Origin of the sequence: Nesterenkonia lutea, from assembly GCF_014873955.1 — a bacterium.
In the GTDB taxonomy this organism is placed as follows: Bacteria; Actinomycetota; Actinomycetes; order Actinomycetales; family Micrococcaceae; genus Nesterenkonia; species Nesterenkonia lutea.
In genome coordinates, this window is sequence record NZ_JADBED010000001.1 from 1,251,261 (window position 1) to 1,266,096 (window position 14,836).

General features: G+C 66.5%; 13 protein-coding genes. 5 read left to right on the forward strand and 8 right to left on the reverse strand.

Annotated elements, in window-relative coordinates:
* Positions 1-22 precede the first annotated feature (22 nt).
* The 3 genes from H4W27_RS05730 to H4W27_RS05740 are packed head-to-tail and all read left to right on the forward strand — an operon-like array spanning position 23 to position 2,489.
* Positions 23-700 carry a DUF2306 domain-containing protein gene (locus H4W27_RS05730; protein WP_192595077.1) on the forward strand — a complete coding sequence of 226 codons (678 nt, stop codon included), beginning with the start codon at positions 23-25 and terminating at the stop codon, positions 698-700.
* Positions 697-1,851, forward strand: coding sequence for a sensor histidine kinase (locus H4W27_RS05735; RefSeq protein ID WP_192595078.1), 1,155 nt, complete (start codon positions 697-699; stop codon positions 1,849-1,851). Before H4W27_RS05730 ends, H4W27_RS05735 begins: the two co-directional genes overlap by 4 nt.
* Entirely contained in the window at positions 1,848-2,489 is a 642-nt protein-coding gene (locus H4W27_RS05740; RefSeq protein ID WP_318782185.1) for a response regulator transcription factor, read from the forward strand. The genes H4W27_RS05735 and H4W27_RS05740 overlap by 4 nt, the downstream gene beginning before the upstream one ends.
* Before the next feature lie 15 nt (positions 2,490-2,504).
* On the opposite strand, the gene H4W27_RS05745 is transcribed toward H4W27_RS05740, so the two are convergent.
* Positions 2,505-3,419 carry an oxidoreductase gene (locus tag H4W27_RS05745; RefSeq protein ID WP_192595079.1) on the reverse strand — a complete coding sequence of 305 codons (915 nt, stop codon included), beginning with the start codon at positions 3,417-3,419 and terminating at the stop codon, positions 2,505-2,507.
* Between the two features lie 188 nt (positions 3,420-3,607).
* On the opposite strand from H4W27_RS05745, the gene H4W27_RS05750 reads away from it, so the two are divergent.
* The gene (locus tag H4W27_RS05750) at positions 3,608-5,662 is read left to right on the forward strand and encodes a heavy metal translocating P-type ATPase (RefSeq protein WP_192595080.1); all 2,055 of its coding nucleotides are present in this window, start codon (positions 3,608-3,610) and stop codon (positions 5,660-5,662) included.
* On the opposite strand, the gene H4W27_RS05755 is transcribed toward H4W27_RS05750, so the two are convergent.
* From H4W27_RS05755 to H4W27_RS05775, 5 genes are all read right to left on the reverse strand, one after another.
* Complete coding sequence (locus H4W27_RS05755) at positions 5,657-6,871, reverse strand: alcohol dehydrogenase catalytic domain-containing protein (protein ID WP_192595081.1); 1,215 nt, start codon at positions 6,869-6,871, stop codon at positions 5,657-5,659. The two genes, H4W27_RS05750 and H4W27_RS05755, sit on opposite strands and share 6 nt — an antisense overlap.
* Before the next feature lie 146 nt (positions 6,872-7,017).
* A complete protein-coding gene (locus H4W27_RS05760) occupies positions 7,018-8,268 on the reverse strand; it encodes an MFS transporter (RefSeq protein WP_192595082.1) in 1,251 nt (416 codons plus the stop codon).
* A gap of 57 nt (positions 8,269-8,325) precedes the next feature.
* Complete coding sequence (locus H4W27_RS05765) at positions 8,326-10,158, reverse strand: thiamine pyrophosphate-requiring protein (RefSeq protein ID WP_192595083.1); 1,833 nt, start codon at positions 10,156-10,158, stop codon at positions 8,326-8,328.
* 152 nt (positions 10,159-10,310) lie between these two features.
* On the reverse strand, positions 10,311-11,513 hold the full coding sequence (locus H4W27_RS05770; RefSeq protein ID WP_192595084.1) for an MFS transporter: 1,203 nt from the start codon (positions 11,511-11,513) through the stop codon (positions 10,311-10,313).
* 7 nt (positions 11,514-11,520) lie between these two features.
* Entirely contained in the window at positions 11,521-11,994 is a 474-nt protein-coding gene (locus H4W27_RS05775; protein WP_192595085.1) for an Lrp/AsnC family transcriptional regulator, read from the reverse strand.
* Positions 11,995-12,446: 452 nt separating this feature from the next.
* Between H4W27_RS05775 and H4W27_RS05780 the strand changes: the two genes are divergently transcribed.
* Positions 12,447-13,154 (forward strand): LysM peptidoglycan-binding domain-containing protein, encoded by a 708-nt coding sequence (locus H4W27_RS05780; RefSeq protein WP_192595086.1) that lies wholly within the window; start codon positions 12,447-12,449, stop codon positions 13,152-13,154.
* Between the two features lie 331 nt (positions 13,155-13,485).
* On the opposite strand, the gene H4W27_RS05785 is transcribed toward H4W27_RS05780, so the two are convergent.
* On the reverse strand, positions 13,486-13,926 hold the full coding sequence (locus H4W27_RS05785; protein ID WP_225939018.1) for an SDR family oxidoreductase: 441 nt from the start codon (positions 13,924-13,926) through the stop codon (positions 13,486-13,488).
* An 88-nt stretch (positions 13,927-14,014) separates the two neighbouring features.
* A complete protein-coding gene (locus H4W27_RS05790; RefSeq protein ID WP_192595087.1) occupies positions 14,015-14,749 on the reverse strand; it encodes a MerR family transcriptional regulator in 735 nt (244 codons plus the stop codon).
* Positions 14,750-14,836: the final 87 nt, after the last annotated feature.

The following is a 14,836-nucleotide window of genomic DNA, read 5'->3' on the forward strand; positions in this document are numbered from 1 at the left end:
GCCGCCTGCCTAATCTCGGGACATGAAGAGCGCACAAGAGAAGCCCACCCGCGAGTGGATGATCGCCGCCGGCCTGCTTCTGCTGGCCCTTGTACCTTCCCTCGCCGGTGGCGTCCGTCTGGGAGAGATCGCCGCCGGAGGCCCGGAGACGCCAGCCAACAGCCGCTTCATGCAGTTTCCCCTGCCGGTGGCCCTGCACATCATGGCTGCACTGATCTATTCGATCCTCGGTGCGTTCCAGTTTCTACCTTCCCTTCGCCGGCGCCGCCTCAGGTGGCACATGTTCGCGGGCAGGTTCCTGGTGCTGCCCTCTGGCGTGATCGTGGCAGTCACCGGGTTGTGGATGACCGCGATCTACCGGATGCCACCTGTCGACGGACCCGCATTGGCAGCCTCACGCTGCGTCGTCGGGCTCGCGATGCTTGCATTCCTGGGGATGGCTGTCACAGCGGTCGCGCGTCGCGACTATCGGACCCATGGGGAATGGATGATCCGAGCCTATGCGTTGGCGCTCGGGGCCGGCACACAGGTCCTGACCTCCGCACCGTTCATGATTGCTTTCGGTCCACCGGACGAGCTTGCCCGGCTGATTCAGATGGATGCCGGCTGGCTGCTCAACGCCCTGGCCGCGGAGCTGATCATTCGCCGGCGCCGTTCACGAGCAGCGACGACCAGCCCTGCCCTTAGGCTGAGCTCATGACGACGGCGAGCCGCACGCCGCTGGGCGACCTATGGCGAAAGGCTGCAGGGCCGACCAGTGGACCGCGAGCGCTTGATGCCCTGTGGACGGGGGTCTTCATCGCTCTGGCGGTCTTTGAAGCCGTGCTCCGTTCAGATCTGGACTGGCCCGGGACGATTGCTGCCGTGACCATTGGGCTCCTGGCTCTCCTTCCATGGCGCCGTACACACCCATTCGCTGGCGTCGCCACGATCTTTCTCACGACCACCATCTTCCAGGTCATTCAACGTCTTGAGAACGTCGGTCCGGACACTCTGGCTTCCACCCTTCCGCTGCTCGCCTTCCCCTACTCCTTGTTTCGTTGGGGGTCGGGCCGCGCGCGTGCCGCTGGAGCACCGCTGCTGGCGTTGGGCGTCCTGCTCTCGACTGTGTTCTCCTCCGAGTCGGAGACGGTGGCAGCTGGCCTGGCCGGTACTTCGATCGTTGGGGCGCTGGCGGCCCTTGGGGCCTTGAACCGCGAACGGGCAGCGGCTCGGGTCCGAGAGATCGAGCGTACTCGGGCCAGAGAAAGGGAATCCCTGGCCCGCGACCTGCACGACACGGTCTCCCACCATTTCTCGGCCATCGCCATTCGTGCCCAAGTCGCCGGTCTTCAGGATGCAGATGCCCCGACAGCGGCGAGCCTGCGGATGATCGAGCGTGAGGCGCAAGAGGCATTGAGACAGATGCGTGAGCTGGTCAGTGTGCTGCGCGTCCCGGTCGAATTCACGCCGACATCCCTCGAGTCGATCGCCGCTCTCGAGGATTCCGGGCCCCCTGCGGTGATCGTGAGGATCGACGCTGCCGGGCTGCCCGCGACAGTCACCAGCACCTTGTATCGGATTGCGCAGGAAGGGGTCGCGAACGCGCGTCGTCATGCGGTCGAGGTGAGCAGCGTAGTTGTGGACCTGGCAGTGGTCGAGAACACCGCAGTGCTGACGGTGGGCGACGACGGCCGGGGCACGCGAGCTTCTGGCGGTGAACCCCGATACGGGCTCATCGGAGTCGCCGAACGTGTCACCCTGTTGGGCGGCACCTTCACAGCAGGTCCGAGCAGCCAGGGGTGGACTCTGCGGGCCGAGATCCCTCTGCCCGCTGCGCACGCAACACGGAAAGACGGCGTGTCGTCGTGATCACCGTACTGATCGCCGAGGACCAGCCGAGTGTGCGTGAAGGCCTGGCGATGCTTGTGGACACAGCCTCAGACCTTCGCGTCATCGGTCAGGCCGCTGACGGAACCGAAGCGGTCCGGCTGGCCCGTCAGCTCCGGCCTGATGTGGTGCTGATGGACATCCGCATGCCCGGCTTGGATGGGCTCGGGGCCACCCGCCAGCTTGCCGGACCCGAGCAGTCCACGCCGCTCGCCGTGGTCATCGTCACCACCTTCGACCTGGACGAGTACGTGCATGAAGCGCTGCGGTCCGGTGCACGGGGCTTCCTGCTCAAGGACGCAGGCCCCGTCTTGATCGGTGAGGCCATCCGCGCAGCCGCCGCTGGAGACGCATTGATCTCGCCCCGCATCACCACACGACTGCTTGAGACGTTCGCCCGACCCAGCCGACGACGACCGGCACAGCACCTGACCTCGCGTGAGGAGGAGGTGCTTCACCTGGTGGCGACCGGGATGACCAACACAGAGATCGGCGCTGAACTTCACCTCTCACTGGGGACCGTCAAGACCCATATCGGTGGCGTCCTGACGAAGCTGGGGCTGCGCAACCGCGTCGAGGCGGCGATGTGGGCCTACGAGACGGGACGCGTTCAGCGCTGATCGAAGGTGACGGGATCACTCGTCAAAGGTGAAGCCCGCCGCCGGCTCGAGACCGAAGCGAACTCCCGTGAGCTTCTCCGAGGTCTCCCACAGCCGCCGCGCGAGCACAGGGTCTGCGGCCCTGTCGGAGCGTCCGACCATTGTGGGGTGGCCCTGTAGTTCCCAGCGTCCGTCCGGACCGATATAGCTTCCGCCGGGGAGATCCTGCGTTGCGGCAAACAGCGTCGGCAGCGCCCCTTGCGCACTCGTCTGCGCGAAGAGCCGTCCCGCGAGGTTCACAGCGCTGACCAGGGGCTTGCCGCGGCCCTGGGTTCCGAGGCTGGTGGCAGAGTATCCCGGATGTGCGGCCAGGGACTGCACGCTCGAACCGGCCTGCTCCAGTCGATGCTGCAGTTCCAGGGTGAACAGCAGATTTGCCAGTTTGGACTGCCCATAGGCCTGCGGGAGGGAGTACCTGCGCCTGCGCAGGTCCAGGTCGTCAAAATGGATCTCGCCCGCTCTGTGCGCCCCGGAGGACAGCGTCACGACGCGATCGGTGATCTGCGGCAGGAGCAGATTCGTCAGGGCGAAGTGGCCCAGATGGTTGGTCCCGAACTGCATGTCGAAGCCGTCTGTGGTGAAGGTTCCACGACCCCCTGCGACCCCTGCATTGTTGACCAGGATGTCTAGCGCACCAGTCCAGGATTGCGCAAAGGACCGCACCGAGGACAGGTCTGCCAGGTCGAGCTGCCGAACCTCGGTGCGCCCGACCATCGTCTGGGCGGCTTCTCGTCCGCGATGCACGTCGCGCACTGCGAGAACGACGTGTGCCCCGGCCTGAGCGAGAGCGGTCGCGGTCGCGCGCCCCACTCCGCTGTTCGCGCCGGTGACGATGACCGTGCGGCCGTCCAGGGAGGGCAGATCAGCTGCGGTCCAAGGTTGTTGGTTCATCACCTGAGACTACTGACCGGTCTCCGCGGAGAAAACTCCTCCGGTGATCGTGCACGCCCTCGTGGGGCAGGCGCGTTCTCGTGTGCCGGATCAAAGAACCGGTCGGTCCCGATACCTCGGACTTCATCGGCCCACTCCGTGGACAGCGGTGTCTTGATTTATACCCCCCTGGGGTATATAGATGGAGGATGACCCACGACTCTGCGACTGCGCATCACGAAGCTCCCACCCGCCCCGAGCACCACGGAGGGCACGGCGGGCACGAGCACCACGGCGGGCACGGCGACCATGTCGGGCAGTTCCGTCGCCTCTTCTGGATCATGCTTGTCCTGGCCGTGCCCGTGGTGGGGTTCAATGACATGTTCGCCGAGCTTCTCGGCTACAGCCTTCCTGATGCCGTCTGGGTCTGGTGGGTCTCACCCGTGCTGGGCACGATCGTCTATCTCTGGGGCGGCCGACCCTTCCTCACCGCAGGTCTGGGTGAGGCCCGGACTCGCCAGCCTGGCATGATGCTGCTGATCGCTCTGGCGATCACCGTCGCGTTCATCGCCTCCTGGGGCGCCACCCTGCGGGTTCTGGATCATGAGCTGAACTTCTGGTGGGAGCTGGCTCTGCTGGTGGTCATCATGCTGCTGGGCCACTGGATCGAGATGCGCTCCCTGGCTCAGACCACTTCGGCCCTCGATTCGCTCGCCGCTCTGCTGCCTGATGAGGCCGAGAAGCTCGACGGCGCGGAGATCGTCGCAGTCGCGCCGGATGAGCTGAAGGTGGGCGACGTCGTGATCGTCCGCCCAGGCTCCTCGGTGCCCGCCGACGGCAGGATCACCGAAGGCTCGGCGAGCATGGACGAGTCCATGATCACCGGTGAATCGCAGCCTGTGCGGCGTGAGATCGGCGAGCAGGTCGTCGCCGGGACCATCGCCACAGACTCTGGGCTGCGCGTCGAGGTCACCGCCACCGGGGAGGACACCTCGCTGGCCGGGATCCAGAAACTGGTCAGCGACGCCCAGGGGTCCTCTTCGCGCGCTCAGCGCCTCGCCGACAAGGCCGCCGCGTGGCTGTTCTGGTTCGCCCTCGGCGCCGCGGTCATCACCGCGATCCTCTGGTCGCTGGCGGGCCTCCCCGACGCCGCCGTGATCCGCACGATCACCGTCCTGGTGATCGCCTGTCCCCATGCGCTGGGCCTGGCCATCCCGCTGGTCGTCTCCATCGCCACCGAGCGCGCCGCCCGCGGAGGGGTGCTCGTCAAAGACCGTCTCGCCCTGGAGTCCATGCGCACTGTGGACACGGTCGTGTTCGACAAGACCGGAACCCTCACCAAGGGCGAACCCACTGTCACCGCCGTCGAGCCGCACGACGGGCGCACCGAGGAGGACGTGCTGGCGCTGGCCGCGGCTGCCGAGTCTGGCAGCGAACACCCGCTCGCCCGGGCCATCCTCGGCGCGGTGCAGAATCGCCAGATCCAAGTGCCCACGGCCCACGACTTCTCCTCCTCCCCCGCGGTCGGGGTCCGGGCCGAGGTGAACGGCTCGGTCATCGAAGTCGGCGGACCGCACCTTCTCGCGCAGCACGAGGTCGATGAACTTGCGGTCGCGCGGACCTGGCGCGAAGAAGGCGCCATCATTCTCCACATCCTCGCGGAGGGTGAGGTCATCGGCGCGCTGCGACTGGCTGACGAGGTCCGGTCAGAGTCCCGGGACGCGGTGGACGCCCTTCACGCGAGAGCGATCCAGGTGGTCATGATCACCGGTGACGCCCGTGCGGTCGCAGAGACCGTGGCGGCGGAGCTCGACATCGACCGCGTCTTCGCGGGCGTGAGACCCGAGGACAAGGCCAGGAAGGTCGCGGAGCTCCAGCAGGAGGGCCGCAGAGTCGCCATGGTCGGTGACGGCGTCAACGATGCCCCCGCGCTGGCCCAGGCCGATGTCGGCATCGCGATCGGGGCCGGCACCGACGTCGCCATCGGCTCCGCGGGCGTCATCCTCGCCTCCTCTGATCCTCGCTCGGTGCTCTCCGTGATCGACCTCTCTCGGGCCACGTACCGGAAGATGAAGCAGAACCTGTGGTGGGCCGCCGGCTACAACCTGATCTCTGTGCCGCTGGCGGCAGGTATGCTCGCGCCCATCGGGTTCGTGCTCCCGATGAGCGTCGGCGCGCTGCTGATGTCGGCCTCCACGGTGGTCGTCGCGCTCAACGCACAGACGCTGAGGCGGCTGGACCTCTCCCCCGGGGGCCGCTCATGACCCGGGGGTGAGCACGGTCTTCAGCCAGCCCTCGTCTCGACGGTCGAAGCTCAGGTAGGCATCGACCGCATCGGTCAGCGGCTCCTGCTGGGTGATGAACGGGGTCGTGTCGAACAGCCCGCCGGCCACGAGATCCAGCAACGGAGGCGTCACCGATCGGTGGTCGCAGTTTCCGGCGCGAAGCGTGAGGTTCTTGTTCGTCGCCTGCCCGATCGGGAACGAGGTCAGATCCGGGGAGAACACCCCGATCATGCCGATCCGCCCGTATTTCGCCACCGACTCCACCGCCCACTGCGCGGAGAGCGAGGGCGCGTCGCCGGGCACCCAGTTCTCTCCCTGGACGTTCGTCTCAGGGGCGGTCTGGGCCACCTCGGCGTCGAACTTCTCGGCCTGCGCCGCGTACTTCTCTGCGGCTGGGCCGCTGCTGGGCCGCTGGGCATCGACGCCCACCGCCTCGATCACGGCGTCGACGCCCACTCCCATCGTGGCGTCCATGAGCGCCTCCACCGGGTCCTCGCGATTGAAGTCGATGACTTCGGCCTTCTGCTCCGCCGCCTTGACCAGACGCGTCTCGACCCCGTCGACGGCCCAGACCCGTCCCGCGCCCTGGCGGTAGGCCGAGGCGATCGCAAGCTGTCCGACGATTCCCGCCCCGTAGACAGCGACGGTGTCCCCTCGTGTGATGCCGGCCAGCTGAGCGCCGAACCAGGCAGTGGCAAAGATGTCCGAGAGCAGTATCGCTTCGTCGTCGGAGACCTTGTCCGGCAGCGGGATCAGCGTGTTGGCCGCCCAGGGGATGCGTGCATACTCGGCCTGGAGGCCGTCCACGGAGCCGGTGGGAGCCGGGCCGCCGAAGAAGCAGGTGCCTGCTTGAGGACCATTGGGGTTCGCGACGTCGCACTGTGCGGTCTGGCCCATCCGACAGTAGCGGCAGACTCCACAGGACATCGTGGAGCAGACGATCACGCGGTCACCGGGCGTCAGTCCGCGCACGGCGGCGCCCACTTCCTCGACCACCCCCACGGCCTCGTGGCCCAGAATGGTGCCCTCCCGCATGCCCGCCATGGTGCCGCGGATGAAATGGAGATCGGTTCCGCAGATCGCACTGCGCGTGATGCGCACGATCGCGTCGTTGGGGTCCTGGATCGCGGGATCGGCCACGTTGTCGAGACGGATGTCGCCTTCGCCGTGCCATACAAGTGCCTTCATGGATGAACTCCTTCGCGGGTTTTCGACAGGTCCTCCGCGCGGCCAGCAGGCCCCTGCGCAGAGGGGAGAAGCCCGTGGCTTGAGCTGCCTTCAAGCTACCCGCCGCTGCCGTCGGGGTAAAGACATGAACAGCGTCAAAACACGTGCTAAGGCCTCGGTCGACGCGGGGTTCCCTGCCGGATGTCGAACCGACCGTGGAGCAGCCAGTAGACGACCATGGCGGCGAGAATGAGTCCGGCGCAGGCTCCGTACATGAAGCGATAGCCCCCCGCCTCTGCCAGCGGGCCCAGCAGCAACGGTGACAGTCCGACGCCGCTGTCCATGAAGATGAAGAACGTGGACAGTCCGATGCTGACCCGGTGCGCCGGCACCGCCGAGGCGATGGTGGCCTGGAGCACCGGCATCAGGGATCCGTGCCCGAATCCTGCCAGCACCGCCGAGCCGAGCACGACTGCCTCATTGGGGGACCAGGACAGCAGCACCATCGCACCGAAGAACATCACCACCGTCGGATAGATCACCGCGTTGTCGCCGTATCGATCGTGGAGCCTTCCCACGAAGAGGCGGGTGATCAGCACGACGGTCGCGAAGATCACGAAATAGAGGCTGCCCACGTTGGTCATCTGCTCACCGCGCGTGAAGCTGTCCAGGAATGTGATCACAGAGGCGAAGCCCACGGAGAGCATCATCCCGACCAGCGCCACAGGGATCGCTCGACGCTCGATGACGTCCCTCGGTCGGAGCATCAGCCGCTGCCGCAGACTCTGCGCCGGGGGCCGCGCTTCGGGAAGCCGGATCCCCAGGGCGAGCAGCAGGGCCAGCACGGCGAGGATCGAGGCGGAGACGAACAGCGCCCCGAACCCGAAGGTCTGACTGATCTGGATTCCCACCAGCGGGCCCAGGGCCTGGGGCAGAGAATTCGCCACCAGGTAGTACCCGGCACCCTCGCCGCGTCGTGCAGGCGGGATCAGCGAGAAGACCCCTGCATTGAGTGCGGTCTGGCCGAAGCCGAAGGCGGCTCCCTGCAGCATCCGAACGAGGATCAACACCTCGTAGCTGTCCACCACGAGATATGCCACGGAGGCCAGCACATAGACCACCAGGGTGACCAGCACCGTGCGACGCCGGCCGAGGAAGTCCACATACTTCCCGGCAAAGATGCGGGCAAGCAGCGCACCGACCACGAAGGCGGAGGCCGCGAACCCGGCGGCGGTCTGGCCGATGGAGAACTCCGCGGCGGCATAGACGGCCATGCCGGTGACCAGCATGAAGAAGACCATCCCGAAGCACAGGTTGATCCCGATGGCCAGCAGAAAGCTGCGGCTGAAGAGGTTCGACGAGCCGTCTTCGCCCTCCCCGGCGCCCTCGGGGCCGGGTGGGGGTGTATGGCGACTCACCCGGTGATTCTGTCATGGTTCGCCGGCACAACAGATGGTGATGCCACCTTGGCATCGTCAGTCGCCGGCGCCCCCGGAGAGTTCAGTGGGCAGGTGTCGGTCCTGCTCGAGCTCCAGATAGCGCTGCATCAGGGCGGCAGGGCGCTCGCCCCCATCAGACTCGGCGGCCATGGCCTCCTTCATCCCTGACGTCTTGGGCAGCGAATACGGCACCGGAGGCAGCACCGGCGCATCGGCATCCGTGTGGACATCGATCACCACGGGGCGATCCGCCGTGAAGGCCTCCCGGTACGCCTGGGCCAGCTGTTCCGGGGAGTTCACCGTGATGCCGCGGAGGCCGTTGAGCTCTGCGTACTGCGCGTAGTCGAACTCCGGCAGAGCCTGACTGGCAGGAAACCGCGGTTCGCTCTCCTTCTCCCGCTGTTCCCAGCTGACCTCGCCGAGGTCTCCGTTGTTCAGGACGACCACCACGAAGCGGGGGTCCTCCCACTGTCGCCAGATGCGTGCCACGCTGATCAGCTCATTGACGCCGAGCATCTGCATGGCTCCGTCACCGCTGAGCACCACCACCGGCTGGTTCGAGGCGGTGTTCTTTGCAGCGATGCCGTAGGGAATGGAGCACCCCATGCTCGCCAGGGTGCTGGAGAGGTGGGCCGTGCCGTTCGGAGGGACCTGCATCTGCCGGACGTACCAGTAGACGCTGCTGCCCACGTCAATCGCCAGCAGGGCATCATCCGGCAGATGCTGACTCAGCTGGCGAGCCGCTGACTCCGGATTGACACCTGACATGGGCACCTCGGAACGGCGTGCGGCGATCTCAGCCTCCTCGGTGACGAGCCGACGCACGAGGCTGGACCAGTCCGACCCTGACCGCGGTTCCACCAGGGCGCTGAGCCTGCCCACCGTGGCCGCGGCGTCACCGACTATGCCGACATCGATCGGGTAGTGATTGCCCAGCTTCGCCGGGTCGTTGTCGATCTGGACCGTCCTGCATGACCCCGGGACGGGGTAGTACTCCGTCCAGGGGTCGTTGGAGCCGATGATGACCAGCGTGTCGCAGCTGAGCAGGACCTGTGCGCTGGCCGTGGTGCCCAGGTGACCCATGGTTCCGGCCACCAGAGGGTGATCCTCTTCGACGTGGGGCTTGCCCAACAGGCTCGTGGTCACCCCCGCGCCAAGCTTCTCCGCAAACTCGAGAACCTGCGGGCCGCAGCCACGCGCCCCCTGCCCCACGAGAAAGGCGACCTTCTCCCCGGCGCCGAGGATCTCTGCCGCGTCCTTCAGGTCTGACTCGGCAGGCATCACCGTCGGCGAACGCCACACGGGCGTGGTCTGGACATATCCATGTTCATGCGGAATCTCAGGAGCGGCGGAGGACTGGACGTCCTGAGGAACGATCACCACCGACGGACCTGAGGAACTCAAGGCCCGACGAAATGCCTTGTCGAGTGCCAGGGGGAGCTGTTCTGCGGAGGAGACCTGCAGAGTGAAGCTCGCCACATCCTGGAAGAGGGTATGCAGGTCGGCCTCCTGCTGATCCCCTGAACCGAGCGTCGTCGTCGGCTGCTGACCGATGAGCGCCACCACCGGGACACTGTCAAGCTTCGCGTCATAGAGGCCGTTGAGCAGGTGGATTGCGCCCGGGCCCTGGGTCGCCGTCACGACACCGACCTGTCCTGAGTACTTCGCGTGCCCGACGGCCATGAACGCGGCCGCCTCCTCATGCCGAGCCTGCGTGAAGTCGACTCGGTCCTTCCCCTGCTGGGAGCGTCTCATGGCCCCGACCAGCGCGTTGTTGCCGTCGCCCGGGTAGCCATAGACGCGGTCGACCCCCCATCGGAGCAGACGGGACACTATGAAATCGGCACCATTGGGCTGCTGCTCAGTCATCTGCGTCTCCTCCCGTTCCTGCGCCGCGCGGCAGCCGCCTGACACAGGGTCTGGGCTCGATATGGACCTTCTGCTGGAACGTGTTCGAGCCTACGACTGATGCTCTGCCCTCGCCACTGAAAGTTCACCGCTGATCCTGCATCTCGGCCCAGTCAGGGCACGTGGACGTTCCTGCCCGCGAAGACGCCCACCACCGCCATCACAAGCACAGCGCCGACGACGATCCAGAGCACCGGTGACCAGGTTCCGGTCAGCTCGAAGAGGCTTCCGGCCAGCAGCGGCCCGATCGCGGCAAGAAGGTATCCCACCCCCTGTGCCATGCCGGAGAGCCGACTGGCATCCCCCGCAGTGCGGGCGCGCATGCTGATCAGCGTGAGTCCGACCAGCAGGTTGCCGCCAGAGGCGAAGCCGACGATCAGCGCCCAGGCGGGCATCGCGGCGGGGAGCGCGATGATGCCGAGCACGCCGCAGAGCATGATCGCCGCCAGCGCCAGCAGCGGGAGCCTCTGGTCTCCCGCGCGCTGCATGACACCGCCGACGACCAGGCTCGCGAGGATCCCGATGGCCTGGTAGGCGCCCAGCCAGAAGCCCGCGCTCGCCTCAGAGACCCCGTGCCAGGTCTGGATGGCCGGGAACCACGTCAGCATCAGGTAGAAGACGCCCGATTGCAGCGCGAAGTACGCCGTGACCTGCCATGCCACCGCGGAGCGCCACATGGACCCTCCGGGAGGCTCGGGAGCCGCGAGCACCGGGTCTCCAGCGGAGGTGACCCCCCGGGGGCGATTCAACCTGGTGCTCCAGACCCCGGCGGAGACCAGGGCGAGCAGAGCCGAAGCGGCGAGGGTCAGCTCCCATCCGAGGGCTTCGGCCATCGGAACAGCGGTGCCCGAGGCGACGGCCGCGCAGCCGACCAGCACTGCGGTGTAGAGCCCGGTCATCGCCGGCACCCGGCCGGGGAAATCTCGCTTCACCACAGCCGGGACCAGCACGTTGCCCACGCCGACCGCCGCGCTGAGGATGACAGTCCCGGCGAAGAGGGAGAACGCGCCAAGCGGCAGAGACCGCAGAACGGTCCCCAGGGTCAGCAGCAGAAGGGAGACGAAGATGGTCCGCTCGAGTCCCCAGCGTCGGCCGGCGGCCGCGACGAACAGGGCGACGCCACCGAAGCCCAGGGCCGGGATCGCCCCCAGCAGGCCCAGAGCCGCAGGGCCGATCCCGGTGTCCTCCCCGATGCGCTCGATCAGCGGCCCCACCGCGGTGATGGCAGGCCGGAGGTTCGCCGCCACGATGAGCACCGTGACCAGCAGCAGCAGCTGAGACTGACCTCCCGCGGATCGCTGCGGGGCGCTGCTCATGCCCGACTCACTCGTCGAAGGACTTGCCGGTGTTCAGATGCGGGCGCTGACTCTTGATGATCTTCATCGGGAAGGCCGAGTCGGTGCCCTGCACTCCTGGGATCGTCAGCACCTTCTTGGTCAGGAAGCGCTCATAGGCATGCAGATCGGCCACGGCCACCCGCGCGAAGTAATCCGGGGACCCGAAGAGGCGCAGCAGCTCGAGAACCTCCCCGTAGCCGGCCATCGTGTCTTCGAACTGCTCGACGGTCTCCCGGTCTCCCCATTTGAGCTCGATGTCCAGGCCGACTTCAAAGGACTGACCCAGCGCCTCGGGATTGATGTCTGCGGTGTATCCGAGGATGATCCCGTCAGCCTCGAGTCGCTGAACCCGGCGCAGGCAGGGGCCAGCGGTGAGTCCCACCTTCTGCGCCAGCGCCGAGTTGGAGATTCTTCCGTCTCCCCGCAGCGCGGCAATGATTGCCCGATCCACCCTGTCCATACAGTGATTCTTGCACCAGAACAGGATCATCGGGGCTCTCTGCCCCAAACTTCCCACATCGTGGAAGTCCCGAACGGACACGAGGATCTGCCGCCGGGTGCATGATTCAGCACTCACATGTTTTTCACAGGAACATTGATAACGGCTAGATAACGGCCTCCCTTCCCTGTGTTGACGGGGTTTATGGTCCCTACAGCGTCCTGCACCCCTGGTTGACGCAATCAAATCGAGACCTTTTACTGGTACATGGACATCTTCCGTGATGCCGCCGTGATGACTGGGTCTCCGTTCCCAGACCCCACACGCGGCGCAGCGGGAGCACCGGAGTCGGCGTCCCACCACCGTCCATGCCGACTCGGGTGAAACTTGACCGCCACACGTGATGAAGGCGGACGGTGACACGAGGACGGCCCGGGAGGGTCACGAGTGCAGGGACTTCGGGATTGAACCTCATGCAGACCAAGCAGACTTTCAAGAAGACTCTCGGCGGCGGACTCGCGGTGGCCACTCTGGCAGGCGCAGCCGTCGTCGCTCAGGCTCCTGCAGCCAGCGCCTCCGGCCAGTGGGACCAGCTCGCGCAGTGCGAGTCCGGCGGCAACTGGTCGATCAACACCGGCAACGGCTACTACGGCGGCCTGCAGTTCTCCCAGCAGTCCTGGCAGGCAGTGGGCGGCTCCGGTCTCCCCAGCGATGCCAGCAAGTCTGAGCAGATCAGCCGCGCTCACCAGCTCTGGGAGATGCAGGGCTGGGGCGCATGGCCCTCCTGCTCCTCACAGCTCGGCCTCTCGGGCAACCCGGGCGGCGGCGGATCCCCCGCTCCTGAGCCCGAGCCGCAGCCGGAGCCCGCTCCGGTCCAGGAAGCGCCCCAGCAGCAGGCCCCTGAGCCAGCACCGGCACCTGAGCCAGCTCCGGCACCGGCCCCCGCCGAGCAGGCCCCGCAGACTCAGGTCCAGTCGGCCCCGCAGAACGCCGAGCAGCCCAGCACTGACGTGCAGGTCTCGGGCGAGACCTACACCGTCCAGTCCGGCGACTCCCTCACCAGCATCGCCGCCGCAGTGGGCGTTGACTGGAACGAGCTGTGGAGCGCCAACGCTGATCTGGTCGAAGATCCCAACCTGATCTTCGTCGGCGACCAGCTCAAGCTGCCCGTGGCCGGCTGATCCAGCACCAGCTTCACATAGCACGAGCCCTCAGGGGGCGTCAGCGGATGCTGACGCCCCCTGAGGCGTCTTGTGGACGTATGGCGAGCCAAGGCCAGGCTGCTGACCAACGGCACAGGACCTCAACGTCGGGCCAGCCCGCGCCTCGACGGAGCCCATCACCCCTGCCCGGATCACGCTCGGCTCAGGGTGCACCAGCAGCACGAAGAGCACCAGTCCGATCAGCGCCACCGGCACCGCCGACCGCCGAGACAGGCGAAGCAGCCGCACCAGGCCCATCAGGGGCGCAGAACATCCGACAGCGTGCAGGGACGTGGTTTCGTCTGGGGTTTCATTGACCGCGCTCTTCGCTGATGGAGTTCGCTCCGTCGATGGTGATGAGCTGACCGGTGATATGGGACGCACCTTCCCCGGCGAGGAAGCCAATCACGTAGGCCACCTCATCCGCGTTGCCGGAACGGCCGACGGGTGTGGCGGCTCCCATCCGGCGTTCGTGAGCAGACGCAGAGGCCGTGTCAATCCAACCCGGAGCGACAGCGTTCACCGAGATGCCGGCATCTGCTGTATCGATGGCCGTCGCTCGCGTTAGTCCGACCATGCCAGCTTTCGCTGCGTGGTAGGCGACGTCCCCGCCGTAGGCGACGACGGGCCCTGACACCGATGACACATTGACTATGCGACCGTAGCCGGCGGCTCGCATCAGGGGCGTGACGGAGTTGCTCAGAAGGGAGGTGACGAAGGACGTGAAATAGAAGAAGGAGGTTCTTTTCATGCCCACAGTGAAGGCTATGACGTCGCGTCAGGGTCAGGGTCAAATGCCTCTGCTGCAGCCCTGCCCCGGTCCCTGTCTCAGCCCTGCCTCAGCTCTCCTCGAGCGGTTCCATCTGCTCCTGAACCTCGCGCAGGACGCGACGCTGAACGGGGTGGAGTCTTTGTTCGTTCAACTCATCCATCAGCGCCGTGACCTGGTCATCGAGTGGGGGAAGGCCGGCGAGACTCTCCTGCACAGGGCGTAGAACGGTGACCATCTCGGTGATCAGAGAGTCGACCTCGGCATCGGCGGTTTGTGCGCCGAGTGCGGCGAAGCGCGCCGTCAGCGGTGCGATCATTGGAATGTTCAGCGCCGCGAACCCCACGGTGAACACCTCGTGGTCTCCATCGCCCAGGAGGTGTCCCAGCAGGATGAGCTGTTCGTGTTCGTATCGCGACATCTCGTCGGAGCCAAGCGCCTCGGGAGCCGAGCGCCAGGCCGCGAGCTCGGGTGCGAGATCCAGTGGGGAGCCGCTGGATCGCAGTTCGGCGATGCGGGCCCGGCGGGCGTTGAGCCGGTCGATCTCGGCGGTGGCCTGCAGGTCAAGCTCCTGGAGCAGGTCCTCTGTGGCGGAGGTGGTGTCCAGGATGGTGGGGAGATCTGAGAGCGGGACTCCCAGGGCGGTCAGTCGCTTGATGCGCAGGAGCTGGACCAGATGGCTGATGTCATAGCGGCGGTAGCCGGCGCTGCTGCGTGGGGGCTCGGGCAGCACTCCGACCTGGTGATAGTGGCGCACCGTGCGCACGGTGACTCCAGCGAGCGCGGCGATCTCACTGCTGAACATGATGCGGCTCCTTCAACGTGCCCGGCCAGAATCCACCCTAGTGGTCTTCAACGACCTACCGCAGATCTTAACTTCGTAGGGGATCGC